The sequence below is a fragment of the Oleispirillum naphthae genome (genome assembly GCA_027864655.1).
Classification (GTDB): domain Bacteria; phylum Pseudomonadota; class Alphaproteobacteria; order Rhodospirillales; family Rhodospirillaceae; genus Oleispirillum; species Oleispirillum naphthae.
The window spans coordinates 15324-41797 of record JAQAZG010000009.1; the positions used below are offsets into that span (position 1 = coordinate 15324).

General features: G+C 67.4%; 28 protein-coding genes. 3 read left to right on the forward strand and 25 right to left on the reverse strand.

Annotated elements, in window-relative coordinates:
* Positions 1-30: 30 nt before the first annotated feature.
* The 3 genes from wrbA to O7R11_RS10695 form a co-directional block, all read right to left on the reverse strand.
* On the reverse strand, positions 31-630 hold the full coding sequence (wrbA, locus tag O7R11_RS10685; protein ID WP_337997628.1) for an NAD(P)H:quinone oxidoreductase: 600 nt from the start codon (positions 628-630) through the stop codon (positions 31-33).
* 341 nt (positions 631-971) lie between these two features.
* Complete coding sequence (gene gltS, locus O7R11_RS10690) at positions 972-2162, reverse strand: sodium/glutamate symporter (RefSeq protein ID WP_337997506.1); 1191 nt, start codon at positions 2160-2162, stop codon at positions 972-974.
* A gap of 213 nt (positions 2163-2375) precedes the next feature.
* A complete protein-coding gene (locus tag O7R11_RS10695) occupies positions 2376-3050 on the reverse strand; it encodes an RraA family protein (RefSeq protein WP_337997507.1) in 675 nt (224 codons plus the stop codon).
* A gap of 153 nt (positions 3051-3203) precedes the next feature.
* Here O7R11_RS10695 and O7R11_RS10700 point away from each other — a divergent pair, with 153 nt between their 5' ends.
* The gene (locus O7R11_RS10700; RefSeq protein ID WP_337997508.1) at positions 3204-4196 is read left to right on the forward strand and encodes a LysR family transcriptional regulator; all 993 of its coding nucleotides are present in this window, start codon (positions 3204-3206) and stop codon (positions 4194-4196) included.
* Positions 4197-4334: 138 nt separating this feature from the next.
* Here O7R11_RS10700 and O7R11_RS10705 read toward each other — a convergent pair whose 3' ends face one another.
* Positions 4335-5249: a LysR family transcriptional regulator gene (locus O7R11_RS10705; RefSeq protein ID WP_337997509.1), complete on the reverse strand. Its 915-nt coding sequence runs from the start codon at positions 5247-5249 to the stop codon at positions 4335-4337.
* Positions 5250-5353: 104 nt separating this feature from the next.
* On the opposite strand from O7R11_RS10705, the gene O7R11_RS10710 reads away from it, so the two are divergent.
* Positions 5354-6052, forward strand: coding sequence for a pirin family protein (locus O7R11_RS10710; RefSeq protein ID WP_337997510.1), 699 nt, complete (start codon positions 5354-5356; stop codon positions 6050-6052).
* A gap of 38 nt (positions 6053-6090) precedes the next feature.
* Here the strand turns inward: O7R11_RS10710 and O7R11_RS10715 are convergent, their stop codons facing one another.
* The 8 genes from O7R11_RS10715 to O7R11_RS10750 all read right to left on the reverse strand — a co-directional run bounded on the left by O7R11_RS10715 (position 6091) and on the right by O7R11_RS10750 (position 14677).
* On the reverse strand, positions 6091-6603 hold the full coding sequence (locus tag O7R11_RS10715; RefSeq protein WP_337997511.1) for an invasion associated locus B family protein: 513 nt from the start codon (positions 6601-6603) through the stop codon (positions 6091-6093).
* A 158-nt stretch (positions 6604-6761) separates the two neighbouring features.
* Positions 6762-7901 (reverse strand): M20 family metallopeptidase, encoded by a 1140-nt coding sequence (locus tag O7R11_RS10720; RefSeq protein ID WP_337997512.1) that lies wholly within the window; start codon positions 7899-7901, stop codon positions 6762-6764.
* Positions 7902-7903: 2 nt separating this feature from the next.
* A complete protein-coding gene (locus tag O7R11_RS10725) occupies positions 7904-9307 on the reverse strand; it encodes a M20 family metallopeptidase (RefSeq protein ID WP_337997513.1) in 1404 nt (467 codons plus the stop codon).
* The gene (locus O7R11_RS10730; RefSeq protein WP_337997514.1) at positions 9307-10278 is read right to left on the reverse strand and encodes an ABC transporter ATP-binding protein; all 972 of its coding nucleotides are present in this window, start codon (positions 10276-10278) and stop codon (positions 9307-9309) included. Before O7R11_RS10730 ends, O7R11_RS10725 begins: the two co-directional genes overlap by 1 nt.
* The gene (locus tag O7R11_RS10735; RefSeq protein ID WP_337997515.1) at positions 10275-11255 is read right to left on the reverse strand and encodes an ABC transporter ATP-binding protein; all 981 of its coding nucleotides are present in this window, start codon (positions 11253-11255) and stop codon (positions 10275-10277) included. The genes O7R11_RS10730 and O7R11_RS10735 overlap by 4 nt, the downstream gene beginning before the upstream one ends.
* Entirely contained in the window at positions 11252-12163 is a 912-nt protein-coding gene (locus O7R11_RS10740) for an ABC transporter permease (protein WP_337997516.1), read from the reverse strand. Before O7R11_RS10740 ends, O7R11_RS10735 begins: the two co-directional genes overlap by 4 nt.
* A 10-nt stretch (positions 12164-12173) precedes the next feature.
* Positions 12174-13091: an ABC transporter permease gene (locus O7R11_RS10745; RefSeq protein ID WP_337997517.1), complete on the reverse strand. Its 918-nt coding sequence runs from the start codon at positions 13089-13091 to the stop codon at positions 12174-12176.
* 62 nt (positions 13092-13153) lie between these two features.
* Positions 13154-14677 (reverse strand): ABC transporter substrate-binding protein, encoded by a 1524-nt coding sequence (locus tag O7R11_RS10750; protein WP_337997518.1) that lies wholly within the window; start codon positions 14675-14677, stop codon positions 13154-13156.
* A gap of 214 nt (positions 14678-14891) precedes the next feature.
* On the opposite strand from O7R11_RS10750, the gene O7R11_RS10755 reads away from it, so the two are divergent.
* The gene (locus O7R11_RS10755; RefSeq protein WP_337997519.1) at positions 14892-15818 is read left to right on the forward strand and encodes a LysR family transcriptional regulator; all 927 of its coding nucleotides are present in this window, start codon (positions 14892-14894) and stop codon (positions 15816-15818) included.
* Between the two features lie 9 nt (positions 15819-15827).
* Here O7R11_RS10755 and O7R11_RS10760 read toward each other — a convergent pair whose 3' ends face one another.
* The 13 genes from O7R11_RS10760 to mdcB all read right to left on the reverse strand — a co-directional run bounded on the left by O7R11_RS10760 (position 15828) and on the right by mdcB (position 26391).
* Positions 15828-16241: a HutP family protein gene (locus tag O7R11_RS10760; protein WP_337997520.1), complete on the reverse strand. Its 414-nt coding sequence runs from the start codon at positions 16239-16241 to the stop codon at positions 15828-15830.
* Positions 16242-16641: 400 nt separating this feature from the next.
* On the reverse strand, positions 16642-17415 hold the full coding sequence (gene madM / locus O7R11_RS10765; RefSeq protein WP_337997521.1) for a malonate transporter subunit MadM: 774 nt from the start codon (positions 17413-17415) through the stop codon (positions 16642-16644).
* Positions 17416-17441: 26 nt separating this feature from the next.
* On the reverse strand, positions 17442-17834 hold the full coding sequence (gene madL / locus O7R11_RS10770) for a malonate transporter subunit MadL (RefSeq protein WP_337997522.1): 393 nt from the start codon (positions 17832-17834) through the stop codon (positions 17442-17444).
* A gap of 76 nt (positions 17835-17910) precedes the next feature.
* A complete protein-coding gene (locus O7R11_RS10775; RefSeq protein WP_337997523.1) occupies positions 17911-18120 on the reverse strand; it encodes a biotin/lipoyl-containing protein in 210 nt (69 codons plus the stop codon).
* Positions 18121-18201: 81 nt separating this feature from the next.
* Positions 18202-18882, reverse strand: a complete 681-nt coding sequence (gene mdcG, locus O7R11_RS10780) for a malonate decarboxylase holo-[acyl-carrier-protein] synthase (protein WP_337997524.1) — start codon at positions 18880-18882, stop codon at positions 18202-18204.
* Between the two features lie 5 nt (positions 18883-18887).
* Positions 18888-19991, reverse strand: a complete 1104-nt coding sequence (locus O7R11_RS10785) for an acyl carrier protein (protein ID WP_337997525.1) — start codon at positions 19989-19991, stop codon at positions 18888-18890.
* Between the two features lie 17 nt (positions 19992-20008).
* On the reverse strand, positions 20009-20914 hold the full coding sequence (gene mdcE, locus O7R11_RS10790; protein ID WP_337997526.1) for a biotin-independent malonate decarboxylase subunit gamma: 906 nt from the start codon (positions 20912-20914) through the stop codon (positions 20009-20011).
* 28 nt (positions 20915-20942) lie between these two features.
* A complete protein-coding gene (locus tag O7R11_RS10795; RefSeq protein WP_337997527.1) occupies positions 20943-21899 on the reverse strand; it encodes a biotin-independent malonate decarboxylase subunit beta in 957 nt (318 codons plus the stop codon).
* An 18-nt stretch (positions 21900-21917) separates the two neighbouring features.
* Positions 21918-22232 (reverse strand): malonate decarboxylase acyl carrier protein, encoded by a 315-nt coding sequence (mdcC, locus tag O7R11_RS10800; RefSeq protein ID WP_337997528.1) that lies wholly within the window; start codon positions 22230-22232, stop codon positions 21918-21920.
* Between the two features lie 16 nt (positions 22233-22248).
* Positions 22249-23913, reverse strand: a complete 1665-nt coding sequence (gene mdcA / locus O7R11_RS10805; RefSeq protein WP_337997529.1) for a malonate decarboxylase subunit alpha — start codon at positions 23911-23913, stop codon at positions 22249-22251.
* Between the two features lie 143 nt (positions 23914-24056).
* Positions 24057-25265, reverse strand: coding sequence for a Na+-transporting malonate decarboxylase, carboxybiotin decarboxylase subunit (gene madB / locus O7R11_RS10810; RefSeq protein WP_337997530.1), 1209 nt, complete (start codon positions 25263-25265; stop codon positions 24057-24059).
* 15 nt (positions 25266-25280) lie between these two features.
* The gene (locus O7R11_RS10815; RefSeq protein WP_337997531.1) at positions 25281-25406 is read right to left on the reverse strand and encodes a hypothetical protein; all 126 of its coding nucleotides are present in this window, start codon (positions 25404-25406) and stop codon (positions 25281-25283) included.
* 1 nt (position 25407) lies between these two features.
* Positions 25408-26391: a triphosphoribosyl-dephospho-CoA synthase MdcB gene (gene mdcB, locus O7R11_RS10820; RefSeq protein WP_337997532.1), complete on the reverse strand. Its 984-nt coding sequence runs from the start codon at positions 26389-26391 to the stop codon at positions 25408-25410.
* Positions 26392-26474: the final 83 nt, after the last annotated feature.

Consider the following 26474-nt stretch of genomic DNA (forward strand, 5'->3'; position numbering starts at 1 on the left):
GCTTGTCCCGGGCGCGCGCGGTCCCGATGGTCAGGCCTTGAGCTTCGCCGCGATCTTGGCGAGGTGCTCGGCCTGGAAACGCATCAACGCGAGCTCGTTCTCCGAAGGCTGGCGGGAGCCGTCGCCCGCCGCCAGGGTGCTGGCGCCGTAGGGGGTGCCGCCGGAAATCTCGCTCATCGTCATCTGCCCCTGCGCCGAATAGGGCAGCCCCACCACCACCATGCCGTGGTGCAGCAGAACGGTGTGGAAGGTGAGCAGGGTCGATTCCTGGCCGCCGTGCTGCGTCGCGGTGGAGACGAACGCCCCGGCGGGCTTGCCGATCAGCTTGCCCGCGAACCACAGGCCGCCGGTCTGGTCGAGGAAGTTCTTCATCTCCGCGGCCATGTTGCCGAAACGCGTCGGCGTGCCGAAGAGGAAGCCGTCGTACTCCGCCAGTTCCTGCGGGTCGGCCACCGGCGCGGCCTGGTCGAGCTTGATGCCCGCCTTGCGCGCCGCGTCCTCGGGCACCAGCTCCGGCACCCGCTTGACCACCGCCTCGGCTCCGGCGGCGCGCACGCCCTCGGCAGCCGCCTGCGCCATCGCCTCGACGTGGCCGTAGCTGCTGTAATAGAGGATCAGAATCTTGGTCATCATGTCGCTCCGGGTTGGAATTTCCTGCCCCAGAGATGCGCCCAAACGTGCGCGGCAACAATGCAGCTTGTTTGAAAAAGATCGTTGCACTAGCAGCAACAAAAAACAGGCCGGGCGCTGCCCGGACCCGCAAAGGGCCTTGGGCCCTTTGATCCCATAACTTTTTTCGCCGCGTTAGCGGCTATCCACCATCGCGCGGCGTGACGGGCCTATCGCGCTACGCGCAAAAACCAAAAGTTATGGGGTGCGCGAGGGGATTGAAGCCGACCGCCGGAGGCGGTGGGAACGCCCGGTGGGCGTTCCCAAGGCGGAAATGTCCCCTCGCAACGTTTTGGTTTTGCTCAGCCGCCGCTGAACAGGTTGATGAAGAGCGTAATCACCACCGGATTGAGCAGGTTGATGAACACCACGGTGATCACCGGCAGGACGAACCAGGCATTCGGCGCGGGGCCGTTGCGTTCGATCACCGAGGCCATGTTGGCGATGGCGTTGGGGGTCTGCCCCAGGCCGACGCCGCAGTGGCCCGCCGCCATCACCGCCGCATCGTAGCTTTTGCCCATGGAGCGGAAGGTGACGAAGTAGGCGTAGATCATCATCACCGCCGACTGCACCATCAGGATCACCAGCATCGGGCCCGCGAGGCTGGCGAGCTTGGCGAGGTTGAGGCGCATCAGGGTGATGGAGAGGAAGAGGTTGAGGGTGATGTTGCCCACCGCATTGATCTCGGGCATGTGCAGGTCCACGCCGCGCGCATCCGCGATGTTGCGCACCACCGCGCCGCCGAACAGGCAGCCCACGTAGTAGGGGAAGGTGAGGTGCGTCATCTTGAGGAGCGCGGAGATCAGCGTGCCGCCCGCCGCGGCCAGCAGCACGATGAGCACCGCGTTGAGCAGGGTCAGCTCGACGAACGGCGCCGACGCCTTCTTCTCCTTCAGCGATTCGTCGTCGTGCGCGTAGTCCGAGGCGAGGCCGTATTTGTCGATCAGCCGCTTCGCCACCGGGCCGCCCACCAGGCTGCCCATCAACAGGCCGAAGGTGGCGGCGGCGACGCCGATGGTGGTGGCGCCGTCGGCCCCCAGCTTTTCCAGCGTCGGACCGAAGGCCGCCCCCGAGCCGACCCCGCCCGACATCGAGATCGAACCCATGGCGATGCCCAGGAGCTTGTTGATGCCGAACACGTCGCACAGGGCGACGCCGACGCCGTTCTGGATGAACAAGAGCGCCACGGCGACGACGCTGAGGATCGCGCCCTGCTTGCCGCTCTGCTTGATCACCTTGAGGCTGACGGTGAAGCCGATGCAGGTGAAGAACAGGTTCATGAAGAAGTTTTGCAGCGTCGCGTCCATCTTCACGTTGACGCCGAAGCCCTTCATCGCCACCAGCACCAGCACGCTGAAGATCAGGCCGCCGACCACCGGCGCGGGAATGAAATACGTCTGGAGGAAGCGGACCTGCTGCTTCACCCATCTGCCGAAGTAAAACACGATCACCGCAAGCCCTACGGTCTGCAGCAGATCCAGAGAAATCACCATGTCGGGTCCTCCCTAAATGCAAGAGCGATCAGATCCGTCGGAGGGAATGTGCGAACGCGGCAATCCGGTGGTGTCTTAACTTGGTGATCCGGTATCGAGAAACTCTCCCGGGCGCGCCTTCTCCGTATTTTATCGCCGCGCCCACGCAAAGCCTGCCGCACTCCGTCCGTCTTTCTTCCGGCCTGCGGCGCGCCGCGGACCGGGCGATGGCGCCTAGGCCACCGCGCCGTCGAGGCCCGCGGCCTCCAACACCTTGTCGATCCACGATTGCGAAGCCGCGCCGGTGGCGATCTCCGCCTTCACCGCCTCCTCGGCGGCGGCATGGCGGCGCGCCAGGACGATCAGCTCCGCCGCGTCGGCGGCGGGGAAGCACACCAGGCCGTCCTCGTCGCCCACCAGGATGTCGCCGGGATTCACCACCTGCCCGCCGATCGCCACCGGCACGTTGATCTCGCCCGGGCCGGTCTTGTAGGGGCCGCGGTGGGTGACGCCGCGCGCATAGCAGGGGATGTCGGCGAAGCTTTCGACGTCGCGCACCGCGCCGTCCACCACCACGCCCGCGCAGCCGCGCATCACCGCGTAGCTGGTCATCAAATCGCCGATGATCGCGTTGTTGAGGTCGCCGCCCGCATCGATCACCAGCACGTCGCCGGGGCGCACCATGGTCAGCGCCTTGTAGACGTAGAGGTTGTCGCCGGGGCGGGTCTTCACCGTCAGCGCCGCGCCCGCGAGCTTGCCCGTCTTGTTGTAGCGGGTAAGGCCGATGGTGCCGACGCTGCGGTTGAGGTTGTCGCTCAAGTGCGGCGTGACGATGCCGCGCAGCGCATCGAGAACGGCGGGGTCCGCCGCCGGTGCGCAGGGGTTCAGGCGATGGCCGAGCCGAATCACAGGGGGTCCTCCTTCGCAACGGGCGGCCCGGCGGGAAAACCCCTGGACCGCATGTCCCGAAAAAGGTAGAACGAATCAATGCTGAAAATTAGCGATATTTAGTTATCTATTTTCATCGCTATTTGCGATGCTGAAGCGCGGCGGGAGGTCAAAATGATCACCTTCAAGCAGATGGAAGCGCTTTTCTGGATCGCCGAACTCGGCAGCTTCGCCGCCGCGGCCAACAAGCTCAACACCACCCAGTCCGCGGTTTCCAAGCGCATCCAGGAACTGGAAACCGGCTTCGGCATCGCCATCTTCGACCGCAGCCGCCGCACCGCCCGCCTCACCGAAAAAGGCGAGGAACTCCTCCTCCTCGCCCGCGACCTGCTGGAGCGCCGCGACCGCGTGGTCGAACGGGTCAGCGCCAAGGAGGTGCTCGCCCGGCGCTTCCGCCTCGGCGTCACCGAACTCACCGCGCTCACCTGGCTGCCCGCGCTGATCGACGAAATCCGCGCCCACTACCCCCGCCTGATCGTCGAGCCGGAGGTGGAGCTCAGCTCCGTGCTGTTCGAACGCCTCGCCGAGGACAGCATCGACCTGATCGTCACCCCCGACGTGTTCCACGACGCGCGCTGCATCGTCACGCCGCTCAAGCGCGTGGAAAACGCCTGGATGTGCACCCCCGCCCTCGCCACGGCCACCCTCGGCCCGCACCCGCCGCGCCGCCTGCCGCTCGCCGGGCTTTCCGCCTTCACCGTGCTCACCCAGGGCAACCTCTCGGGAACCGGCGTGGTCTACGGGCGCTGGTTCCGCCAGAACGGCATGCCCACCGTGCACAGCCTCAGCAGCAACAACCTCGTCGCCCAGCTCGGCCTCACCCTCTCCGGACTCGGCATCACCTACCTGCCGGTCCATACCCTCCGCCCGCTGCTGCGGCGCAACCTGCTGCAGATCGTCGAAACCGACCCGCCCCTGCCGGATATCCCCTACGCCGCGCTCTACCGCGCCGAACACGCCTCCACCCTCTGCGCCGATGTCGCCGCCTTCGCCGCCCAACGCTGCGACTTCACCTCCCCCCTGATGTCCGCCGGGACGCAGACGGGGGGCGGGGAAAAACCAGGCCGGGCGCTGCCCGGACCCGCAAGGGGCCGGAGGGCCCCTTGACCCCATAACTGGTTTTTCGCCGCGCAGCGGCCATCAACCGTCACGCCGCGTGATGGTTCTATGGCGCTGCGCGCAAAAACCAAAAGTTAGGGGAGGCGCGGAGGGACCGAGTCCCTCCGCAAAGTTTTGGGGGGTTCCCTACTCCACCAGGTCCCAATAGGGGCGCGGGCCGAAGCGGGCGGCGAGGAAGTCGATGAAGGCGCGGACTTTGGGGGAGAGCAGCCTGGACTGGGGGTAGACCGCGTGGACCGCGAGGTCTTCCTGCGTGTAGTCGGGGATGAGGGAGACGAGGCTTCCGGCCTGGAGATCCCGGCCGACGAGGAAGCTGGGGAGGCGGGCGATGCCCTGCCCCGCCAGTGCGGCGACGCGCAGGGTATCGCCGTTGTTGGCGGCGAGGCGGCCTTTCACCTCCACCGTCCAGGGCGCGCCTTCGGGGGTGGCGAAGCGCCAGTCGCGGGGGGAGTCCGCGTTGGTGTAGAGCAGGCAGTCGTGGGCCTTGAGGTCGGCGGGGGTGTGCGGCGTGCCGCGTGCGGCGAGGTAGGCGGGGGCGGCGCAGACGACCAGGCGCACCGGCGCGAGGCGGCGGGCGACGAGGGAGGAATCGCTCAGCCGCCCGATGCGGACGGCGAGGTCGAAGCCTTCCTCCAGGAGGTCGATGGTGCGGTCGTTCATCGCCATCTCCACGTCCACCTCCGGATAGGCGGCGAGGAAATCGGGGATCGCCGGGGCGAGGTGGAGAATGCCGAAGCTCATCGGCGCGTTGACGCGCAGCCGCCCGCGCGGCGCGGCCTGGAGGTGACCGACCGAGCGTTCGGTTTCCGCGATGTCGGCGAGGATGCGGCTCACCCGTTCGTAGTAGGCGCCGCCGATTTCGGTGAGCGCCAGCGCCCGGGTGGTGCGGTTGAACAGGCGCACCCCGAGGTCGCATTCGAGCGCCGCGACCTGGCGGCTGACCACCGACTTGGAGAGGTTGAGGCGGCGCGCCGCCTCGGAGAAGGAGCGGGTTTCCGCCACCCGCGCGAACGCCTGCATCGCCGCCAGCCTATCCATCATCGTTCCTCTATCGGCAACAGTATTATGCAATCATCATGGATTGTTGTTTCAGGGAAGGCAATGCATCTTTCGGGCAGGAGCTTCATCAACCCGGAGGCACGACCATGACCTTGACCGTCCGCCCCGCCCGCGACCGCGGCCATGCCGAGCACGGCTGGCTGTCCTCGCGCCACAGCTTTTCCTTCGCGCACTATTTCGACCCCGCGCACATGGGGTTCCGCAGCCTGCGCGTGATCAACGACGACACCGTCGCGCCGGGCGCGGGCTTTCCCACCCACGGCCACCGCGACATGGAGATCGTCACCTACGTGGTTTCGGGCAGCCTGGAGCACAGGGACAGCGCGGGCAACCACGCGGTGCTCCCGCGCGGCGGGGTGCAGCAGATGACCGCGGGCAGCGGCATCCGCCACAGCGAATACAACGCCTCGGACAGCGAGCCCTTGCGCCTGTTGCAGATCTGGATTCTGCCGCAGCGCGACGGCCTGACCCCCGGCCACACCGAGGCCCAGGTTTCCGACGAAGCGAAGCGCGGACGCCTGACCCTGATCGCCGCGCCGGGCGGCGACGGCGTGCTGCCGTTGCACCAGGACGCGCGGGTCTATGCCGCCATCCTGGCGGACGGCGAGACGGTGCGCCACGCCATCGCGCCGGGGCGCGGCGTGTGGATTCAACTGGTGAGCGGCGCGTTGCGCATCGGCGATGTCGCGCTTGCCGAAGGCGACGGCCTGGCGGTCGAGGATGCGGCGGAAATTTCCATCGCCGCCGTGGGCGGGGCCGAGTTCCTGCTGTTCGACCTCGCCTGAAACGGAAAGGGCCGGGGTTTCCCCGGCCCCCCCCCCCGCTAGAACTTGGAAAGGCCTTCGCTGAGGCCCTTCAGCGACACCGGGATGATGCCGGTGCGGCTGCCGAGGTGGAACTTGATCTTCGCTTCCTTGCCCTTCTTCAACTGGGCCATCAGCGCGGGTTCGATCTTCGCCGCCACCTCGCAGCCCTGCGGCACGCAGCGCTGCGCGAACAGCTCGTGTTCCTGCCCGTCGTCCACCGAGATGCGCACGCCCGGCGGGATGGAATAGCCGAGCGGCAGCAGCGCGCCGAGCACGAAGTCCTTCTCCCCCAGGTGGAAGATCGAGGCGCGCAGCGCCTTGACCGGCTTGCCGTCCTTGTCCTTGATGTCGTCGATCTGCATCAGGCGGCAGTCTTTCGCCGTCGCGCCCGGCTCCTTGGGGCAGTGCACGGACCAGGCGCCGAAGGCGTCGCCGTCCTTGGCGGCCGCCGGGGCGGCAAGCGCGGCACCGGCCGCGGACACCAGGACCGCCGCCGCCGCGAGGGCACGAAACTTCCGATAAACGGGCATGAATGACGTCCTTTGAGAAAACCGGCATCGCCGCGCACGGCGCGGCGGCGCACCGGCGCGGTCTCCCGCCGCAGCCGGAGCCTCCCCCACCCGGGGAGGCGAACCTGGCCCGGATGGTAACGGCAGAAGCCGCGCCGGTCAAATCCTCCGCAGAACCGTCACAGCCCGAGGATCACCGCCGCAGTGGCCTGGGCGCGCGGCACCAGGGTGTCGAGGCGGCAGACCTCCTCCTCGGTGTGCGCCTTCTCCCCCACCGGGCCGAGGCCGCAGAGGGTGGGAATGCCCATCACCGAGGTGAAGCCGGAGTCCGCGCAGCCGCCGGTGAATTCGCCGTCCACGGCAAAGCCCAGCTCCGCCGCCGCGGCGCGGTAGCGGGCGAGCAGGTCGCGGCTGGTTTCCTCCGCCATCGGCACGCGGCGAGACATCATCTGCCAGGTCGTGGCGGTGCCCGGCACGTCTTCCGCCTTCAATATCTCCTCGATCGCCGCGACGATCGGCGCGCGCTGCGCCTCGGAGACGATGCGCACGTCGAACTCCGCCTCGGCGAGCGGCGGCACGGTGTTGTGGCCGATGCCGCTTTTCACCACGCCGACGTTGGTGGTGATGCCGCTTTCGTAGTCGGTGAGCGCGTGCAGGCGGACGATCTTGCGCGCCAGCGCCTCCATGGCGTTGCGCCCCGCGGCGTGGTTGACCCCGGCGTGGGCGGCGCGCCCGGCGACCGAGATTTTCATCCAGAAACCGCCCTTGCGCGCCGAGACGACGTTGCCCGAGGCGCGCCCCGGCTCCATGTTCAGCACCGCGCGCGCGCCCTTCGCGGTTGCCTCGATGATCGGGCGGCCGGCGTCGGAGCCGATCTCCTCGTCGCCGGTGAACAGGCCGATCACCGGGAACGGCGCGCCGCCGGTCTCCGCCAGCGCCTTGAGCACGAAGGCGATGAGCACGTCGCCGCTTTTCATGTCCGCCACGCCGGGACCGAAGGCGAGGTCGCCCGCGGCGCGGTAGGGGCGCTTTGCCACCGTGCCGGTGGGGAACACCGTGTCGCAGTGGCCCATCATCAGCACCGGCGCGCCGCCGCCCTTGCCCGCCACCGTGACCTTGAGCGCATCGCCGAAGCCCGCGACCGGGATGCGCGCCAGGCTCACCCCGGGGCCGGAGAGGAAGGCGGCGAGCGCATCGAGCACGCGGTCCACCCCCGGCTTGTCGTAGCTGAAGGACTCGATGTTCACCAGGGTCTCGAGCAGACCCTCCATCCCGGCGCGGCGCGGCGCCAGCCAGTCGATCGCCTCGTGCTTCGCCATGTTCATCCTTTCGCCTGCCGCACCAGTTTCGCCCCGTCTTCGCCGAGGTCCCAGAACAGCCCCGCCATGATCTTCAGGGCCTCGCGCGCCACCGGCGCAAGCAGGTGCTCGTTGGGGGCATGCTGCGAGCAGGCGGGGTACGAATGCGGCACCCACAGGGTGGGCAGGCCCAGCGCGTCGGTGAAGGCGTCGTTGGGCAGCGAGCCGCCGAGGTTGGGCAGCAGCGCGGGGGTCTTGCCCGAGGTCGCGGCGATCGAGGCGAGCGCCCAGGCGACCCACGGACTTTCCGGATCGACGCGGGTGGCGGCGAAGGCCGAGCCCGCGGGCGCCACCTCGATGTCCGCGAAGCCGTGCGCATCGAGATGCGCGCGGATGCCGGAGACGAAATCCGCATGGCGGCTGCCGACCACATAGCGCAGTTGCAGGTGCGCCCACGCCTCGGGCGGGATGGCGTTGACCGGGATGTCGGCGTTGCCCGCGTGGAGGGACAGCACCTCCAGCGCGTTCCACCCCCACACCCGCTCCGGCGTGGTCAGGCCGGGCTCGCCCCAGGCGGGGTCCACCTCCGGGTCGCCGGGGTTGCCGCCCAGCGTGAGGTCGGCGATCGCCGCCTTCACCGCGGGCGGAATCGGCGGCGGCCGCAGCGCCTCCACCAGGATCCTGCCGTCCTTGTCCACCATCGAGGCGATCGCCGCGGCGAGCACCGTCGCCGGGTTCCTGAGCGCGCCGCCCCAGTTGCCGGAGTGGTGGCCGCCGTCGCGCAAATTCAGCCGCAGGTCGAAGCCGAAGCTGCCGCGCGAGCCGAGAAACATCGTCGGCCGGTCGGCGGACATGCGCGGTCCGTCGGAGGCGATGAGCACGTCGGCGGCGAGTTCCTGCGCATGCTGTGCGCACACCTCGCGCAGGCCGGGGGAGCCGACCTCCTCCCCCATTTCCAGGATGATCTTGACGTTGACCCCGAGCCTGCCGCCGCGCGCCGCCAGCGCCGCGGCGAGGCCGCCGAGGTTGATGCTGTGCTGGCCCTTGTTGTCGGCGGTGCCGCGGCCGTACCAGCGGTCGCCCTGGACCACGATGTCCCACGGCGACTGGCCGGTACGCCACTGGCCTTCGTAGCCGCGCACCACGTCGCCGTGGCCGTAGGTAAGGACCGTGGGCAGGGTTTCGCCCTCGATGCGCGCGGCGATGAGGAACGGGCCGCTGCCTTCCGGCCCCGCGACGATGCGGCTTTCGAAGCCGAGTTCGGCCAGCGCGGGGATCATCGCCCCGGTGAAGTAGGTGACGAGAACCTCCTTGCGCGCCGCCACCTGGCTTTCGGTCGGGATCGCCACGCGGCGCGCCAGGTCGGCGAAGAAGCCGCCGCCGTCGAAATAGGCTTCGGCATTGGCGATGGCTTGGGCTCGACTCATCATGCGGTCCTTTCGATCGGATAGTGACAGGCGACGCGCCCGCCGCCATCGGCCTTGGGCGCCGGGGCGTCGCCGCGGCAGCGCTCCGCCGCATGCGGGCAGCGCGGGTGGAAGGCGCAGCCGGACGGCGGGTCGATGGGGTTGGGAAACACCGCCCCCAGGCGGGTGTCCGGCACGCCCAGCGCCGGGTCGGGGGTGAGCACGGACTCGAGCAGCGCGCGGGTGTAGGGGTGGCGCGGCCCGGCGAACACCTCCGCGGCGGGGCGGTCCTCGACGATGCGTCCAAGGTACATCACCGCCACGCGGTCGGCCAGATGCTCCACCACCGCGAGGTTGTGGCTGATGAACACATAGGTGAGGCCGAAGTCGCGGCGCAACTCCAGGAGGAGATTGAGGATCTGCGCCTGCACCGAAACGTCGAGCGCGCTCGTCGGTTCGTCGCAGATCACGATCTCCGGCCGCATCACCAGGGCGCGGGCGATGGCGACTCGCTGGCGCTGGCCGCCCGACATCTGGTTGGGGGTGCTGTCGGCGGCGCGGCGCGGCAGGCCGACCACGTCGAGAATCTCCTCGACCATGCGGGCGCGCTCGTGCGCCGTGGCGATGCCGTGCACCTCCAAGGGCATGGCGACGATCCGGCGCACCGTCTTGCGCGGGTTGAGCGAGGAATACGGGTCCTGGAATATCGGCTGGATGCGGCGCGACAGCTCCTTGCGCCAGCTCGCGCCGGAAACCGCCACCCCGTCCACCAGAATCTCCCCCGCGGTCGGCTTTTCCAGGCCGAGGAGGAGCTTGGCGAGGGTGGACTTGCCGCAGCCGGATTCGCCCACCAGGCCGAGCGTCTCGCCGCGCGGAATCGAAAGCGACACGCCGTCCACCGCCTTCAACGGCAGCTTCGGCGAAAACATCCCCTGGCGCACCTGGTAGGTCTTGGCGAGGTCCTTGAGTTCGAGAATCGGCGGCACCGTCATCGCACCCCCTCCGCAAACAGGCAGCGCACCCGCCGCGCATCGCCGAAGGCAACGACCGGCACCTCGCCGGAACAGGCTTCCTCCGCCCGCGGGCAGCGGTTGCGGAAGACGCAGCCGGAAACCCGCCCGGTGAGGCTGGGCACCAGGCCGGGGATCGAGCCCAGCGGCTCGCCGGGCCTGGTCTTGCCGGGCTGCGGGATGCACTCCAGCAGGCCGCGGGTGTAGGGGTGGGCCGGAGACTGGAAGAGCGGCGCGGCGGGGCCGCTCTCCACCAGTTCGCCCGCGTACATCACCGCCACGCGGTCGGCGATGCGCGCCACCACCCCGAGGTCGTGGGTGATCAGGATGATCGCGATGCCGAGTTCCTTCTGCAGGTCTTTCAGCAGCAGCAGGATCTGCGCCTGGATGGTGACGTCGAGCGCCGTCGTCGGCTCGTCGGCGATCAGGAGGTCGGGTTCGCACATCAGCGCCATGGCGATCATCACCCGCTGGCGCAGGCCGCCGGAGAGCTGGTGCGGGTACTGCTTCATCCGCCGGTCGGCGGCGGTGATGCCGACCTTTTCCAGAAGGTAGACGGCGCGGCCGAACGCTTCCTTGCGCGTCGTCTTGCGGTGGCGCAGGAACGCCTCGGTCAGCTGGTTGCCGATGGTGTAGGCGGGGTTGAGGCTGGTCATCGGCTCCTGGAAGATCATCGCCATGCGGTCGCCGCGCAGATCGCTCATCCGGCGCTCGGGGATGGAAAGCAGGTCGATGCCGTCGAAGCTCATCGCCGCCGCCGCGCGCTTCAGCCGCCCGGGCAGCAGGTTCATCAGGGCGAGCGAGGTCAGCGACTTGCCGGAGCCGGACTCGCCGACGATGCACAGGGTCTCGCCGCGCGACACCTCGAAGGAGACGCCGCGCACCGCGTGCAGGGTGCGCCCGCCGAGCGGGATGTCGATGGTCAGGTCGGAAACCGAGAGCAGCGGCGCGGCGGTCAATTGCGGTTCTCCGGCGCGGTGACGTCGCGCACGCCGTCGCCGAGAAGGTTGATCGCCAGCACCAGCACCAGCAGCGCCACGCCGGGAATGACGATCACCCAGGGCTTGAAGAACATGTACGACTTGCCCTCGGCGATCATCAGCCCCCACGAGGGCTCGGGCGGCGGCACGCCGAGGCCGAGGAAGGAGAGCGTCGCTTCCAGCAGGATGGCGTGCGCCATTTCCAGGGTGGCGACGACGATCAGCGCGTTGAGGATGTTGGGGAGGATTTCCGAAAACACGATGCGCCAGGTGGAACAGCCGATACAGCGCGCCGCGGCGATGTATTCGGCATGGCAGATCTGCTGCGTCGCCACCCGGGTAACCACGGCGAAGCGGTCCCACAGCAGAAAGCCGAGCACCAGGATGACGATGTTCAGCGAGCCGCCGACCAGCGAGGCGACGGCGAGCGCCACCAGCACCACCGGCATCGACAGCCGCGTGGTGATCAGGTAGCTGATCGCCGCGTCCACCCGGCCGCCGAAATAGCCCGCGGCGACGCCGAGCGTGGTGCCGATCACCCCCGAGATCGCCGCGGCGAGGCAGCCGATCATAAGCGAGATGCGCGCGCCGTAGATCAGCCGCGAGAGGTAGTCGCGGCCGAGCTTGTCGGTGCCGAAGACGTGGTCCCAGCCGCCCTTGGCGTCCCACACCGGCGGGATCAGGCGGCGGGCGACATCCTGCGCGTAGGGGTCGTGCGGCGCGATCAGCGGCGCGGCGAGCGCCATCAGCACGATGGCCGCGAGCACGCCGCCGCCGATCAGGAGCCCGTTGTGGCCGAGCGCGCGGCGCAGGAAGCGGGCGAACGGCGAGATGCGGGGCAGGACCTCGGCAAGCGGGTCGGCGGCGGCAACGGATGCTTCGCTCATCGCAGCCTCCTCAACCGGTCCGCATGCGCGGATCGAGCGCGGCGTTCAACAGGTCCGCGGCCAGGGTGACGAGGATGTAGACGACGGAGAGCAACAGCACCACCGCCTGCACCACCGGATAATCGTTGCGGGAGATCGCCTCCCAGGCGAGGTGGCCGAGCCCGTGCAGCGAGAACACCGTCTCGATGACGATGGAGCCGCCGAGCATGAAGCCCAACTGCACCGCGGCGAGGCCGACCACCGGGATCACCGCGTTGCGCAGCGCGTGCTTGAACAGCACCACCGCGGTGGACAGCCCCTTGGCGCGGGCGGTGCGGATGTAGTCCGCCGCCAGCACGTCGAGCATGCCGTTGCGGGTCAGGCGCATGATCGCGGGCATGGCGTAGGTGCCGAGCGCCACCACCGGCAGGATCATGTGCTTCCAGGTCGCGCCGCCGGAGGCGGGCAGCCAGCGCAGCTTCACCGAGAAGATCAGCACCAGGGTGAGGGCGAACCAGAAGCTCGGCATCGCCTGGCCGAACACCGAGATCATCAGGGCGGAGCGGTCGATCCAGGTGTCGCGCCTGATCGCCGCGACGACGCCGAGCGGAATCGCCACGAGGAGGGCGAAGCCGAGGGCCATGCCGCCGAGCGCCATGGTGACGCCCAAGCGTCCGGCGATCAGGGTGGTCACCTGGTCCTGGAAATAGAACGAGCGGCCGAAATCGAAGTGCAGGGCGCGCACCAGCCAGTCGATGAACTGCGCCATGATCGGCCGGTCGAGGCCGTACTCGACGCGAATCTGCGCGATCTGTTCGGCGCTCGACTCCGGCCCCGCGATCGCGGTGGCGAGGTCGCCCGACAGGTGCAGCAGGAAGAAGCTGAACACCGCGACGGTGAAGGCCACGCACACCGCCACGCCGATCCGCCGCAAAGCAAATCTCAGCATGCCTAGTTCCTCACGCGGGGGCCGCGCCCCGGCGACAACCGGGGCGCGGCGGGTTGGTCACGCTACTTCCACGACGCCGCATAGAAGCGCGGCAGCTCGTCGGGATAGGCCTGGAAATTCAAGTCCTTGGTAAAGGCGTAGTTGGCGGAGTAGGAGAACAGCGGGAAGACGTAGGCCTTCTCGGAAATCCGCGCCAGCGCCTTGCCGTAGAGGCTGCGCCGCTTCGCCTCGTCCACCGTGGAGTCGGCGTCCTTCAGCCAGGCGATCACCTCCGGGTCCTTGGAGCGGTCGTCCGGGCTGCCCTTGAAGTAGTTGCCGGTGAACGCCGAGGCGTCGTTGACCGAGTACGAGCCCCAGGTGTTCATCGTGATCGGCGACTTTCCGGCGTGCAACTCGCCGCGCATCGCCGGGTACTTGAGGAAGTTGAGCTTCGCCTTGATCCCCACCGCCTGCAGGTAGCCGATCATCGCCTCGGCGTAGTCGCGCTCGCGGTAGGCGTACATCTCGGTGTCGAAGCCGTTGGGATAGCCCGCCGCGGCGAGCAGCTCCTTCGCCTTCTTCGGGTCGTAGGCGTACTTGGCGACGGTGTCCTGCACGCACATCGCCTGCTCGATGAAGCAGGCGGCGTTCATCACACGGCTGCCGCCGCGCACCAGATTGTCCACCATCGCCGGGCGGTCGATCGACATCGAGATCGCCTTGCGCACCCGCTCGTCCGCAAAAGGCTTCATCGCCGGGTCGTCGCTGTGCATCTCGAAGATCAGGAAGGCGACGCGCATCGTCTCGGAGCTCAGCACCGAAACCTCGGGCACCGCGCGCAGGCTGTCCGCCTGGTCCGACGGCACGCGCCAGATCCAATCGACGCCGCCGGTCATCAACTCGGCGATGCGCGATTCGCCGTCGGGAATCACCTTGAACTCGAGCTTGCCGATCTTCGGCCAGCCCTTCGGGCTGCCCTTCATGTAGGCGTCGTTGCGCACCATCTTCACCCCCTGGCCGGAGGCGACGGAGACCACCTTGTAGGGGCCGGTGCCGACCGGCGCCTTGGCGAAGCCGGCGAGGCCCACCTTCTTGAAATAGGCCTCCGGATACATCGGCACCGCGGCGGCGAGGTATTCCATCGCCGCGGGGAAGGGCTGCTTCAGCTTGATGCGCACGGTGTAGGGGCCGACCTTCTCGGCGCCCGCCATCCAGCCGACGTTCTGCTTGGTCACCACCTTGGCGTCCGGCGAGAGCACGTAGTTGACGGTGAACACCACGTCGTCGGCGGTGAAGGGGTCGCCGTTGTGGAAGGTCACGTCCTTGCGCAGCTCGAACTCCAGGGTGGTCGGATCGATCCACTTCCACGAGGTGGCGAGCAGCGGCACGTACTTGCCGTCGGTCACCGAGCGCAGCACCAGTCCGTCCCAGACGTGGTGCATCAGGATGACGCCTTCGCGCATGTTGTTGTGGTAGGGACCCACGTTCTCCAGGTCGCTGTCGGATACGTAGACCAGGGTGTCGTTGGCCTTGTTCGCAAGAGCCGCCGCCGGGCCGAACAGAATCGCCGCCGCCAGGACGCCTCCGATGATGGGTGTTTTCGCCATTGTGATGCCTGCCTGCCGTAAGTTGTGCGTAGCTTCCGGACATGGCCGCGTGGACGCGGCATTTCCAGAGCGGATCGCTGGGTTATTACGCCCAGATTTTAATCAACGCCACAAACTGTCTTTTTCTTGTGCAGATGGTGCGGGAAGCGTATGGTGCGCGCAAGTATAATGTTGCGAAGACATCGTTGCCGAAACGGCAATGCAGAGGGCGGCGATGCAGAGCACCGCGCTGAGATACTTCCTGGAGGTCGCCCGCACCGGCTCCATCGCCGAGGCCTCGCAACGCATGCATGTCGCCGCCTCGGCGATCAGCCGCCAGATCGCCAAGCTCGAGGACGAGGCGGGCGCGCTGCTGTTCGAGCGGCGGGCGCGGGGCATGGCGCTGACCCCGGCGGGCGAGGTGCTGGCGGCGCACGCGCGGCGCAGCCGCCTCGACCTCGACCGCGCGCTCTCGGAAATCCGCGGCCAGTCGCACCTGCGTTCCGGCCTGGTCACCGTGGTCACCTCCGAGGGGTTCGCCATCGACATCCTGCCCGAGGCGATCGCCGCCTTCCGCCGGACCTATGCCGGCATCCGCTTCAACCTGAGGGCGATCCCGCCCGCCGCGGTGAGCCGCCGCATCGCCGACGGCGAGGCGGACATCGGCATGACGTTTTCTCTGGCGCCGATTCGCGGCACCCGCATCGTGCGCTCCTGGCCCGCGCCGATCCTCGCCCTGATGCGCGCCGACCATCCGCTCGCCGGGCGCGCGTCGCTCAAGGCTTCCGAGATCTGCGCCTATCCGCTGGCGATTCCCGAACGCGACACCACGATCCGCCAGCTTCTCGACATCACGCTGGCCGCCGAGGCACTGCCGATCGAACCCGCCCTGGTCAGCAACTACATGGGCGCGCTGCGCAACTTCAGCCGCTCGGGCGGCGGCATTTCGCTCACCAGCTTCCTCTCGGTGTCGCTGCGCTATGAGATGGAGGGAATGGTCCTGGTGCCGATCGCCGACCCCGGCATGCACGTGCGCCGCATGGAACTGCAAACCATGGCGGAACGCACCCTGCCGCCCGCGGCGCAGGCGTTCCTCGATCATCTCACTGCGATGATCGAGGGCTTGATTGCGGATGTGACGAAGGGCGGCGGCGCGGCCTGACCGCGGCGCTTAAACGTGCATCATGCCGAATCCGAAACGCTCGTGATTGGTCTCCGGGTGGAAGGCGGATTCGCCGTAGGCCGCCACCGCCAGCCACGAGCCGTCCTGGACGATCGCCACCTTGAGCTTGAGCGAACACTCCCCCGAGATCAGGGGGGTGACGCCGTGAAACGCCTCGAGACCGGCGTGCACCACGGCATGAATCTGGCCGCCGGTCTTGGAGATCACCTCGCCGTGCAGGGCGGAGCCGACCAGGGTCTTGACGAAATTCTTGCGCACGAAACCGAGAGGGCCGGAGACATAGGTCACCGCGATCTTGATCGGCCCGGTCGCGAGCTTCTCGCGGAAGCCCGCCTCGTCCTCATCGCTCGACATGGCGACCATCATCGCCACCTTGCCGATTCGATTGCCAAGCTTGTTCATGTCATTCCTCCGATGCTTCATGCCTTCCGTTGTCCGGCTTGGATGAACGGCACGGTTTTTTGATTATTGCCCGATTACGGCAAAGGCATTGAGCTTTTTTTCGTCCTGCCCGACAGGTTGCGCGAATGGAAACGCCGCTCCTCTTCCGGATGCGGCGAAGCGGGCCTGGAAACACCAGACCCGGCATGGGCGGCGAGTAGTGGCGGACGGCGCTTAGACCCTCCTTTTCCGGTTCACCCCTGGGGGGTGGGATGAACCGGCCACGCCGGAGTGGGGGAGGAGGCTTGACGAGACGGGGCTGGAGATTGTCTCGTGACCTTCGTCTCCGGCGCGGCCGGTCGCGCCTGCGCGGACGGCTGGAAAGAAACCCCGCCCGCGCAAGCGCATCAGATCAATAACGTCAGCCGACGATCGCTTTGATGATGAAGAAGCAGATCGACGGGCCGACCAGGCAGCCGAAACCGGTGTAGAAGGTGGCGGTCATCGCGCCGTAGGGCACCAGTTTCGGGTTGGTGGCGGCCAGACCGGCGGCGGTGCCGCTGGTGGTTCCCATCAGGCCGCCGTAGACCGTGGCAGCAGCCGGAGTGGTGAGGCCGAAGGGCTTGGCCAGGATCGGGGTGAGGATCATCACCGAGATCGACTTCACCACGCCCGCGGCGATGGACAGTGCGATCACCTCGGAGGTCGCGCCGAGCGCCGCTCCGGTCACCGGGCCGACGATGAAGGTGGCGACGCCGCCGCCGATGGTGGTCAGCGACACCGCATCGCGGTAGCCGAAGCCCCAGGCGACCACCGCCCCGATCAGGAACGACAGGAAGGTGGACACCACAATTGCCAGGGTACCGGCAAGGCCGGCCTTCTTCAATTCTTCCAGCTTGATGCCGAACGCCGTGGCGATGATGCAGAAGTCCCGCAGCATGCCGCCGCCCATCAGGCCGATTCCGGAGAAGAAGGCGACATCGGAGATGCCCTTCTTACCGTGGGTGAATTCGCCGCCGATGTAGGCGAGCAGCAGGCCCGCGACGATGGCGATGGCGGAACCGTGGATGCGGCCCTTGGTCAGACGCTTGGAAACGAAATAGGCAAGCCAGGTAACCACGCCGACGATCACGAATGCCGTGATCAGGCCGTTCTTCGTGGCCACTTTCATCACAGTAGCAATAAAAAAGTCCATGATTTTGACCCCTTAGTAAGCGTGTTTCAGGCAGACGCCTCGTCGTCGTCTTCCATCAATTCGGAGGGTCCCGCCATGGCCGTCAGAGGCCGAATCAGAGCGAAACAAATGATGACGGCGCCGAGACCGCCGATGAAGGCGATCCAGCCGCCCTTGAGCGCCGCAACGACGTTCTGCTGCGCGGCCATGGCGACCACCACCGGGATGTACATCGCGTTCCAAAACTGGATGCCGCTTTCGGCGGGCTTGGAGAGCTTGCCCTGATCCATCAGGCGACGGGTCACCAGAACCAGGAAAAGCATGGCGAAACCCACGCCGCCGACGTTGGCGGTAATCCCCAGGATTCCACCGAGAAGATAACCCAGCACGTTCCCCACGATCGCGCACAGGCCCATGATCAAAAGTCCGTAGATGACCATTCTCGAACTCCCTGAATAGGTAAAAAATCGCACGGGTTGCCGGGGCGGCGCGAACCGCCGCCCCGGCCCGTACGTCTTATTCGACAACCATGATCAGGCCGCCCGGCTTCAGGCGGTCGCCGACCTTCACCGCGATCGACTTCACGGTGCCGTCCGCCGGCGAGGGCATGGGGTTCTTCATCTTCATCGCTTCGAGGACGCAGAGCACCTCGCCCTTCTTCACCTCCTGCCCGACCGAAACCTTGATCGAGTCGATGGAGCTCGGCATTTTGGCCTTGATATCCATTACTTTTCTCCTTTCGAAAGTGACGCCGCCATAAAGGCCTTGGACAGCGCCGGGGTAAACCTCGTACACAAAACCAGACCGTCACAAAGCGGCCAGAACCTCGTCCCGGCCGACCATCCGCACCTCGGCGAGGTCCTTCGCGAGAAGGCTCCGCGATGCGGACAGCAATTCCATCAGCTTGATGCCGCTGCCGTCGGCAAGCTCCACCTCGGTATCGACGGCGAAGCCGAAGGCGCGGCCGATCTCCGCCGCGTCGGCGGCGAAGCGGCCATAGCGCGCCATGTCCCCACCCTTGACCAGCAGGTCGATATCCGAGACGCCGCCGGTGTAGGGAAGGCCGGTGGCGGCTTCGAGCGCGGCGGAACCGATCAACCCCACGGTGACGCCGCAGGCCGCGCCGCGGGCGATCAGGGCGCGCGCCGCGCCGCCGATGGCGCCGCTCAAGTTCCCCGCCCGCGCCGCCACCTGGTAGGGATCGGTGAGCGCGGCGATGTCGTCCGCCTCCGCGGCGATGGCGGCGCGCACCCGCACCCCGTCCTCGCGGAAGGGGAAGGAGAGCCCGAGCTGCACCTGCGTCGCGGCAAGCGCCATGGTCGGCCGGCAGACGATCCCCGGCAGGGCGGCGCGGCGCAGCGCCTCGACCACCCGGTCTTCCAGCTCCGGCGCGCGGAACGGCGGCAACAGCCCGGCCACCGCGCGCTCGGGCAGGCGCGCCTGCGCGGACGGGGTGAACTCGGCCAACAGGTGCCGGACGAACCGCATTGCGCCTACCTCCGCTTGGTCCAGACCGGATCGGTCTTGGCGGTCTGTTGCAGCTCGACCTGCGCGGCGAGCAGGTCGTCGAACATTTTGGTGGCCACCGGGCCGGTGAAGCGCGGAGCGTCCGAAGGCATGGCAAGGCCGCCGGTCGCGAGACCCGGCACCAGCATCAGTTCGGTGGCCGGGGCGCCGGTCGCGAGGCTGGGGGAAACCTTCACGACTCGCCCCTTGATTCGCAGAATCGTCCGCGCCGCCTTGTCCACGCTCTCCGCGGCGGAAAGCGCGGTGGCCAGCACCACCACTTCGTATTCCGGGTGGGTGCGGCGGCGGCGGTAGGTGATGACCTTGCCCGCCGGGTTGCACACGTGCCCGCTCTCCGACAGCGGGAAGCTGTCGGCCATCGGCAGGCCGCCGACGACGAGCTCGTGGTAGTCCTTGCCCGCGGGCGAGGGGATGAAATTCAAGTCGTCGCGCAGCGGCACGCCATCCAGGGTCAGCCAGCCGAATTCCTGGCAGCCGTAGAGGTCGTGCACCGCATAGCCGAAGCGCTCCGCCACCGGCAGCAGTTCCAGATCCAGCGGCGTGCCCGCGGTCAGGATGACGCAGGACTTCGGCATCTCCGCGGCAAGGCCGAGACTGCCCGCCGCCTCCAGGGAGGCGCGGATGAACGAGGATTCGCCCAACAGCAGGTCGGGCTTCTCGCGGCAGAACCTGGCGAGGAAGGCGTCGCGGCTCGAGCGGTTCAAGAAGAACCACTCGATGCCGCAGGCTTCGAGCGCCGCCCTGGCAAACACGTTGACCAGCGGCGCATAGGTCACGAGCATGCGCCGCCCGGCATCCATCCCCAAGGCCAGAAACAGACGCCGGGCGACTTCACAGCGACCGTCGAGTTCGCTGTGCGCCACGCCGACGATGTTCTGGAACGCCGAGGAACCGGTGGTGAAGGTGAGATACGCGAGATTGAACGGCGTGTGCACCTCTTCGATGACGTGCGCCGCCGTCGCTCCCGCGATCCCCTTGTCGGCCAGCGTGCGCCGCGGCATTTCGGCCAGCGACGGCGCGGTGGACAAGGTTTCCGCCAGTTCCTCGAAACGATCCAGATCGTCGGACATGGGTGGGTTCCTCCTGCTTATGCGGCGCCCGGCAGGTACTTGGAAGCGACCGCGTCGAGCTCTTTCTCAAGCAGCGCAATCACCTCCGGCCGCACCGTGCGCCCGCCGCGTTCCGCACCCAGCGCGCCGCGGCCCCACGGCCCCAGCGTGTCGTCCTCGCCATTGGCCTTGCGGCCGCGCACCTCGGCGACGTGCGCGATCACCGTGGCGCGCATCGCTTCGATCGTCGGCACGATCTCCTCGACGCCGCCCAGGCGGTAGAAGAACTGCGGACCGGCGGCGAACACCGGGTTGCCTTCCGCAAGCTTCTCCAGCACCTCGATGTCCTTCTTGACGATGCGCGAGATCGAGGTGAGCGGCATGACGTGGATCATCGTGCCGAACTTGGCGTCCAGCGAGAGGATCTGGTCCGCCTGCAGGCCGTGGCAAAGGAACGCGCCCGAGATCGCGCGCCCGATCACCATGGCGACGATCGGGTGCCCGGCGATGCGGGCCTCGGCCAGCGCCAGCTGATAGGCGCCGGTCGCCTTGTTCATGCCGAAGATTTCCTCGGTCTTGCCCGGGCCGTTGCCGGGGGTATCGACGACGAGGACGATCGCCTGCTTCTCCGCCTTCGGCTTGGCGGCATCGGCGGCGACGGTGGCGTAGACCGCCTGCGCCATCTTGTAGGCTTCCTCCATGCCGATCACCCCGGCATAGACCACCGGGAACTTCTCGTTGAAGGCGTCGGCATCGTTGGCGATCACCGTCACCGGCTTGCCGTCGAGTTCGGCGGTGCCGACCACCGCGCCCGGCCCGAAGTCCGGATCGTCGAAGGTCTTCGCGCCCACCTTGTTCTCGGTGAAGCTGTCGGGATCGAAAATCAGACCGATCGCCTGCCGCCCCTGACCCAACAACGTTTCCATGTCTTCCATGGTTTCCATCAGACTCTCCTGTTTCCTTGTGCCGGGGCTAGACCGTCAGACGCTTCACCGCCTTGCGGAAATCGTCCAGGGGCGCGTTGCCGAGAGCCGCAGGGTCGGCGTTGCCCGCCTTCGCCCACACGTCGCGGGCGTCCTTGGGCTGCATCTCCGCGGCGAGCGCGACGCGCTTGAGCTGCTTTTCCACCAGCTCCGGCGAGCCGATGCGGCGGAACTCCGCGAACTTGGCGCGCGGCGTCTTGCCGAGTTCGGCCAACTGCTTGCGGAAGGCCGCGATGGTGTCGTCCACCAGGAAGTTGCAGTCGCCCATGATGTACTTGTGGCGGCCGCCGGTGGTGCGGAACACCAGCCCGCGATCGGCGGAGTCGAACTCCTCCTTGCCCATTTCCTGCTCGATCACCTCCGGCCCGGTGAGGCCGAGGCGGCCGAACTCGCTCATCACCACCACGTCGGCGGCGGCGGCGACGAAGCCCATGCCGCCGAAGCAGCCGACCTTCGAGCCGATCACCGAAACCACCGGCACGATGCCGCGGCAGCGCTGGAACTGGTCCATCACCTCCGCATGGGCGAGAAGGCCCGCGTTCGCCTCGTGCAGGCGCACCCCGCCGGTCTCGAAGGAGATCACCACGATCGGCTTCTCCTCCTCCTTGGCCTTGGGGAAGTCCTTGGCGATCTTCTCGGCGAAGGCGCGGGCCGCCTTCAACGCGCCGACCATCTTGGCGCCGCCGACCTCGCCCACCGCGCCGCCGATGAAGCGGCCTTCCTGCGAGATCATGAACACCGGGGTCTTGCCGATCTTGCCGATGCCGGTGACGATGCCGTCGTCGAACTCCACCGCCTCGCCCAGCACCTCGAGGTGCGGGCTGGTGCGGCGGTCGAACGGACCGACGAACTCGGTGAAACTGCCTTCATCGACCAGGCCAACCGCGCGGGCGCGCGCGTTGGATTCCAGAAAGCTCCGATTTTGGAGAGCGCTCCAATTCGACATGCCTTAGGTTCCTTTCGCTCAGGCGGCCGCTTCGGACAGGGCCTGCCGCAGACGCAGCATCACCACCGCCGGTGTCGCGTTGTTGTCGTTGATCTCGATGCTGACGTCGCCGAGCTTGCTGTTCTCGACGAAGGTGGCGAGCACCCGCCGCCACAACTCGTCGAAGCCCGAGACCGGGGTCACCACCTTGACCGCGACCGCGCCTTTCAGCGCCTTGGGCTCCATCAGCACTTCCAGATCGCCGGAGCCGACCACGCCGAAGTGCAGCGGCTTGCCGACCAGAGCCGCCGGAGCGGCGCTCTTGCATTCGAATTCGATGGTATTGAGAGCCATTGCCGTTCCTCCTCGCTTACCAGTTCCGGAACCGCGCCGGCGGCTCGTAGAGTCCGCCCGACCAGGTGACGAGTTCCTGCATGCTCTTCGCCGACAGGAGGTCGCGGCTGGCGCGGTTGCGATCGACCCCCAGGTCTTCCGGCGTCCGGACGATCTTCGCATCGCGCAGGCGGCGGGTTTCTTCCGGCTTGGCCTTAAGGCCGATGTCGGTGTAGCCGGCCACCGCACGGATCGCCGCCGAGCGGGTCTCCATGTCGCCGCACCGGCAGAGGTAGGCGATGCCTTCCTCGGTGATGATGTGGGTGACGTCGTCGCCGTAGATCATCACCGGCGGCAGTTCGAGGTTGGCGTTCTTGGCGAGCTTCCAGGCGTCGAGCTCCTCGACGAAGGCCGGAGCGCGCCCCTCGCCGAAGGTTTCGATCCCCTGCACCACCAGACGCTTGCCGCGCGGCATGGCGCCGATCTGGTCCTTCATGCAGGGCAGTTCCTGCCCGCACTTCAGCCACGCCTCGGTGGAGTGACGCCGCCCCTTGGGATCGCAGCCCATGTTCGGCGCGCCGCCGAAGCCCGCGACGCGGTTGGCGGTCGCGGTGGAGGAGTTGCCGTAGGGGTCGATCTGAAGGGTGCCGCCGATGAACATGTCCACCGCATAGTGGCCCGCGGTCTGCGCGAAGGCGCGGTTGGAACGCAGCGTGCCGTCGGGGCCGATGAAGAACACGTCCGGCCTCGCCGCCACGTACTTCTCCATGCCGAGTTCGCCGCCGAAGCAGTGGATGGTGTCCACCCAGCCTTCCTCGATCGCCGGGATCATCGTCGGGTGCGGGTTGAGGATCATGTGCGTGCAGCACTTGCCCTTCAGCCCCAGTTCCGCGCCATAGGTCGGCAGCATCAGTTCGATCGCCGAGGTGAGGAAGCCGATGCCGTGGTTCATGCTCGCGACGTTGTATTCCGCATAGACGCCCTTGAGCGCCAGCATCGCCAGCAGGATCTGGGGATCGGTGATCAGCGCCGGGTCGCGGGTGAACAGCGGCTCGATGAAGAAGGGCTTCGGCGACTGCACCACCGCGTCGATCCAGCCCGCCGGAATGTCGATGCGCGGAATCTTATCGACGATCTTGTTGACCTGGGCGATGACGATGCCCTGGCGGAACTTCGTCGCCTCGACGATCACCGGGGTGTCCTCGGTGTTGAAGCCGGTGTAGAGGTTGCCCTCGCGGTCGGCCTCGTAGGCGCAGATCAAGGACACCTTCGGCGTCAGGTCGAGGAAGTAGCGGCCGAACAGTTCGAGGTAGGTGTGGATCGCGCCGAGTTCGATCTTGCCTTCGCGGATGAACTTGGCGACGCGGCCCGCCTGCGGACCGCCGAACGCGAAGTCGAGCTTCTTGGCGATGCCGCTCTCGAACAGGTCGAGGTGCGAAGCGAGCGGCACGCAGGACTGCACCATGTGCAGGTCGTGCACCTTGCCCTTGTCCACCTGGTTGAGGCAGTCGGCCAGAAAGTCGGCCTGTTTCTGGTTGTTGCCCTCGATGTTGACGCGGTCTCCGGGACGGATCACCGCCTCCAGAAGAGCGACGACATCGCCGGATTGGACTTCCTTGCCCTTCCCGATGAAACGGTCGGCCGCAGCCATCCGCTCCGCGGTATCCGTGGCCAGGTTGTCCCATTTCCTTTGCTTTGTCATGAAGCGGACCTCATGTGGTTGGGTTCAAACGCGACCCGCACATCCCGCACGGCCGCATTTCTCCGGAACTGGAACCGGCGGCAGCCGCAGGTTCCGCCTTGGATCGACGCCCGCCGCGCGCTTCCGCGGCGGGCGAAGAGAATTCAGTGGACCAGGCCGATGGTCGAGGCGAAGACGCCCACCGCAATGGCCGAAACGATCACGCCGCATACCGACGCGCCCATGGCGAGCGGCATGATGATGGCGTAGGGATTGACCGCGTAGGCCTCCTTCTGGGCGATCTTCGCGGTGGACGGCATGCACGAGACGCCGGCGATGCCGATCGTCGGGTTGTACTTGCCCTTGGTGAAGAACCAGATCGTCCAGCCGCCCAAGAGGCCGCCCAGGCCCGAGACCGCAAGCGCGGTGATGCCGAGCACCAGCAGGATGGCGACGCGCGGGTCCAAGAGCGTGCCCGCCTCGCACAGCACGCCGAGCACCAGCCCGAGGAACAGGGTGGAGCTGTAGGTCACGGTCTTTTCCAGGAGCTCCTGGTAGGGCTCGATCTCGGCTTCCTTGATCGCCACGCCGAGGAAGAACGACAGGATCAGGGGCGCGGCCACCGGCAAGAGCAGGCAGAGCAGACCGGCGATGACGATGGTGAAGATGAACTTCGCTTCCTGAGAGACGTCGGGGAAGTCGAACTCGGTCTCGAGGCCGCGGTACTTCTCCGGCACGAGCCACCTGATCAGGTAGGGGTACCCGGCATAGGTGAGCGACAGATAAAGGTACGCGATGATCGAGATCGGAACGAACAGCTCCCTCGCCATCACCAGCGAGGCGAACAGCACCATCGGCCCGTCGGCGCCGCCGATCGAGGCCACCGCGGCGGCCTGACCGGGGGTCAACCCGCAGTAGTAGCCGATCACCAGGGTGACGAAGGTGCCCAGCTCGGCGAACAGCGCGACGATGATGCTCGCCCACGGACGCGCCAGGATGAAGGAGATGTCGGACATCGCGCCGATGCCGAAGAACAGCATGCAGGCGACGAACGAGTTGGTGAAGGTGAAGTTGTAGACCGGCTGCAGGAAATCGATCTGCATGATGTTGACCAGCGCGGCGGGGTCCTCGATCAGCGGGTCGAGGAACAGCGTGCCGATCTTGTGCGCCTCGAGGAACATCACGCCGCCGTTGACGCACATCATGCCGAGGCCCATGGGCACCATGATGAGGGGCTCGAGTTTGCGTTTGAAGCCCATCAGCGCGAGCACGAAGCCGAGCGCGATCATCCCCACGCGCGACAGCGCGATGACCGGGTCCTGGACGAACATCGTTCCGATGCCGGGGAACATGTAGGTGAGTTGTTCGAGCATGATCTTCCCTCGGCTTTATTGGGTTTCGGCGTCGCCGCGGCGCGAGAACGAACGCGCCAGCACGACGACGACCCCGATCACGGCAAACGCAATCGCGGCTGTGATGCCGTAACACATGATGGAATAGACGATTATGTTCACTTCATCCTCCGTGCGGCCCTGGCCCCGGCGGGCAGAACGGACCCTCCGGGAGGTGTGACTTGATCATCGCGCTTTCCGGGAAGCGCCGGTTTTCCAAGAGGTACGCGGCGGCGGTGACCGCCAGCAGATCGGCAGCGCCCCCCGGGCTGAGCCGCCTTTCGACGCAGACGGCGTTCAACCCCTCGATTTCGGCGCGCCCCGCCTCGCCGAGCGCGCCGCCCAGATTGAGGATGCGCACCGCCTCGCCCTGTAGAAATGCCAGCCCGTCCGGCCCGCCTCGCCAGAGGATGGTGGTGTCCTCCGTCTCCGCGATGAGAACCATCAGGGTGTGCACCAGGGCGTCGTTCAGGCCGTGACCCTCGGCCAGGGCGGTGCGCAATGTGGGCAGCCCGTGGAAGGCGACCGACGGGAAACCCGCCTCCACCTCGCCGCGGATGCCGAGAACTCCATAATCCCGATAGAGAATTTCGCCGTTGCTTTTGGCGCACGCCGGATCCCTGCTCACCAGTTCGCGGTCGGTGAGGCCGTGGGTGATGCGCGCCGTCATCGCGAACACCGCATCGGCGGTGAGCCCCCCTTCCTCCTGCGCCGCGGCGCCTGCCGCAGCCGCCAGAAGGCCCGCGCAGAAGAGAGCGCCGCGCTGGGTGTTGACGCCATGGGTGGCGAACAGCAGGCGGCGGTCGAAGTCGCGCCCGATGGCGCGGATCGCCGGCAACAGCGTTTCGGGAGCCTCGGCGTGCGCAAACCCGGCCCGCGCGCAGTCATAGAGCGCGGGCGCGATCGCCGCCGAGGAGAGGATGAAGGTCTGGAGATCCATGTCGCGGTGCGCACCCATGGCGCGCGGCGCGACCAAACCCGGTTTCGGCCAGGCCGAAACCTCGAGCAACAGGCCGGTGAGAACGGCGGAGCCGATCTCCCGGATGGTCGATTCCGTTCCCTCGCTTATCGCGGTCGGCCGCGAAAACAAGTCCGGCGAGAAATCCATAGCCGTGCCCCTTCGGACGCGGGCGCCCCACAGCGGGGCGCACGGACTCCGGGCCTGGCCAAACGCACGGATGCACGCATCCG

Excerpts from the sequence above, each read along its gene's own strand:
- wrbA (WP_337997628.1), bottom strand. The coding sequence starts at position 630 with ATGACCAAGATTCTGATCCTCTATTACAGCAGCTACGGCCACGTCGAG.
- gltS (WP_337997506.1), bottom strand. The coding sequence starts at position 2,162 with ATGGTGATTTCTCTGGATCTGCTGCAGACCGTAGGGCTTGCGGTGATC.
- O7R11_RS10700 (WP_337997508.1), top strand. The coding sequence starts at position 3,204 with ATGATCACCTTCAAGCAGATGGAAGCGCTTTTCTGGATCGCCGAACTC.
- O7R11_RS10705 (WP_337997509.1), bottom strand. The coding sequence starts at position 5,249 with ATGATGGATAGGCTGGCGGCGATGCAGGCGTTCGCGCGGGTGGCGGAA.
- O7R11_RS10710 (WP_337997510.1), top strand. The coding sequence starts at position 5,354 with ATGACCTTGACCGTCCGCCCCGCCCGCGACCGCGGCCATGCCGAGCAC.
- O7R11_RS10715 (WP_337997511.1), bottom strand. The coding sequence starts at position 6,603 with ATGCCCGTTTATCGGAAGTTTCGTGCCCTCGCGGCGGCGGCGGTCCTG.
- O7R11_RS10720 (WP_337997512.1), bottom strand. The coding sequence starts at position 7,901 with ATGGCGAAGCACGAGGCGATCGACTGGCTGGCGCCGCGCCGCGCCGGG.
- O7R11_RS10725 (WP_337997513.1), bottom strand. The coding sequence starts at position 9,307 with ATGAGTCGAGCCCAAGCCATCGCCAATGCCGAAGCCTATTTCGACGGC.
- O7R11_RS10730 (WP_337997514.1), bottom strand. The coding sequence starts at position 10,278 with ATGACGGTGCCGCCGATTCTCGAACTCAAGGACCTCGCCAAGACCTAC.
- O7R11_RS10740 (WP_337997516.1), bottom strand. The coding sequence starts at position 12,163 with ATGAGCGAAGCATCCGTTGCCGCCGCCGACCCGCTTGCCGAGGTCCTG.
- O7R11_RS10745 (WP_337997517.1), bottom strand. The coding sequence starts at position 13,091 with ATGCTGAGATTTGCTTTGCGGCGGATCGGCGTGGCGGTGTGCGTGGCC.
- O7R11_RS10750 (WP_337997518.1), bottom strand. The coding sequence starts at position 14,677 with ATGGCGAAAACACCCATCATCGGAGGCGTCCTGGCGGCGGCGATTCTG.
- O7R11_RS10755 (WP_337997519.1), top strand. The coding sequence starts at position 14,892 with ATGCAGAGCACCGCGCTGAGATACTTCCTGGAGGTCGCCCGCACCGGC.
- O7R11_RS10760 (WP_337997520.1), bottom strand. The coding sequence starts at position 16,241 with ATGAACAAGCTTGGCAATCGAATCGGCAAGGTGGCGATGATGGTCGCC.
- madM (WP_337997521.1), bottom strand. The coding sequence starts at position 17,415 with ATGGACTTTTTTATTGCTACTGTGATGAAAGTGGCCACGAAGAACGGC.
- madL (WP_337997522.1), bottom strand. The coding sequence starts at position 17,834 with ATGGTCATCTACGGACTTTTGATCATGGGCCTGTGCGCGATCGTGGGG.
- O7R11_RS10775 (WP_337997523.1), bottom strand. The coding sequence starts at position 18,120 with ATGGATATCAAGGCCAAAATGCCGAGCTCCATCGACTCGATCAAGGTT.
- mdcG (WP_337997524.1), bottom strand. The coding sequence starts at position 18,882 with ATGCGGTTCGTCCGGCACCTGTTGGCCGAGTTCACCCCGTCCGCGCAG.
- O7R11_RS10785 (WP_337997525.1), bottom strand. The coding sequence starts at position 19,991 with ATGTCCGACGATCTGGATCGTTTCGAGGAACTGGCGGAAACCTTGTCC.
- mdcE (WP_337997526.1), bottom strand. The coding sequence starts at position 20,914 with ATGGAAACCATGGAAGACATGGAAACGTTGTTGGGTCAGGGGCGGCAG.
- O7R11_RS10795 (WP_337997527.1), bottom strand. The coding sequence starts at position 21,899 with ATGTCGAATTGGAGCGCTCTCCAAAATCGGAGCTTTCTGGAATCCAAC.
- mdcC (WP_337997528.1), bottom strand. The coding sequence starts at position 22,232 with ATGGCTCTCAATACCATCGAATTCGAATGCAAGAGCGCCGCTCCGGCG.
- mdcA (WP_337997529.1), bottom strand. The coding sequence starts at position 23,913 with ATGACAAAGCAAAGGAAATGGGACAACCTGGCCACGGATACCGCGGAG.
- madB (WP_337997530.1), bottom strand. The coding sequence starts at position 25,265 with ATGCTCGAACAACTCACCTACATGTTCCCCGGCATCGGAACGATGTTC.
- mdcB (WP_337997532.1), bottom strand. The coding sequence starts at position 26,391 with ATGGATTTCTCGCCGGACTTGTTTTCGCGGCCGACCGCGATAAGCGAG.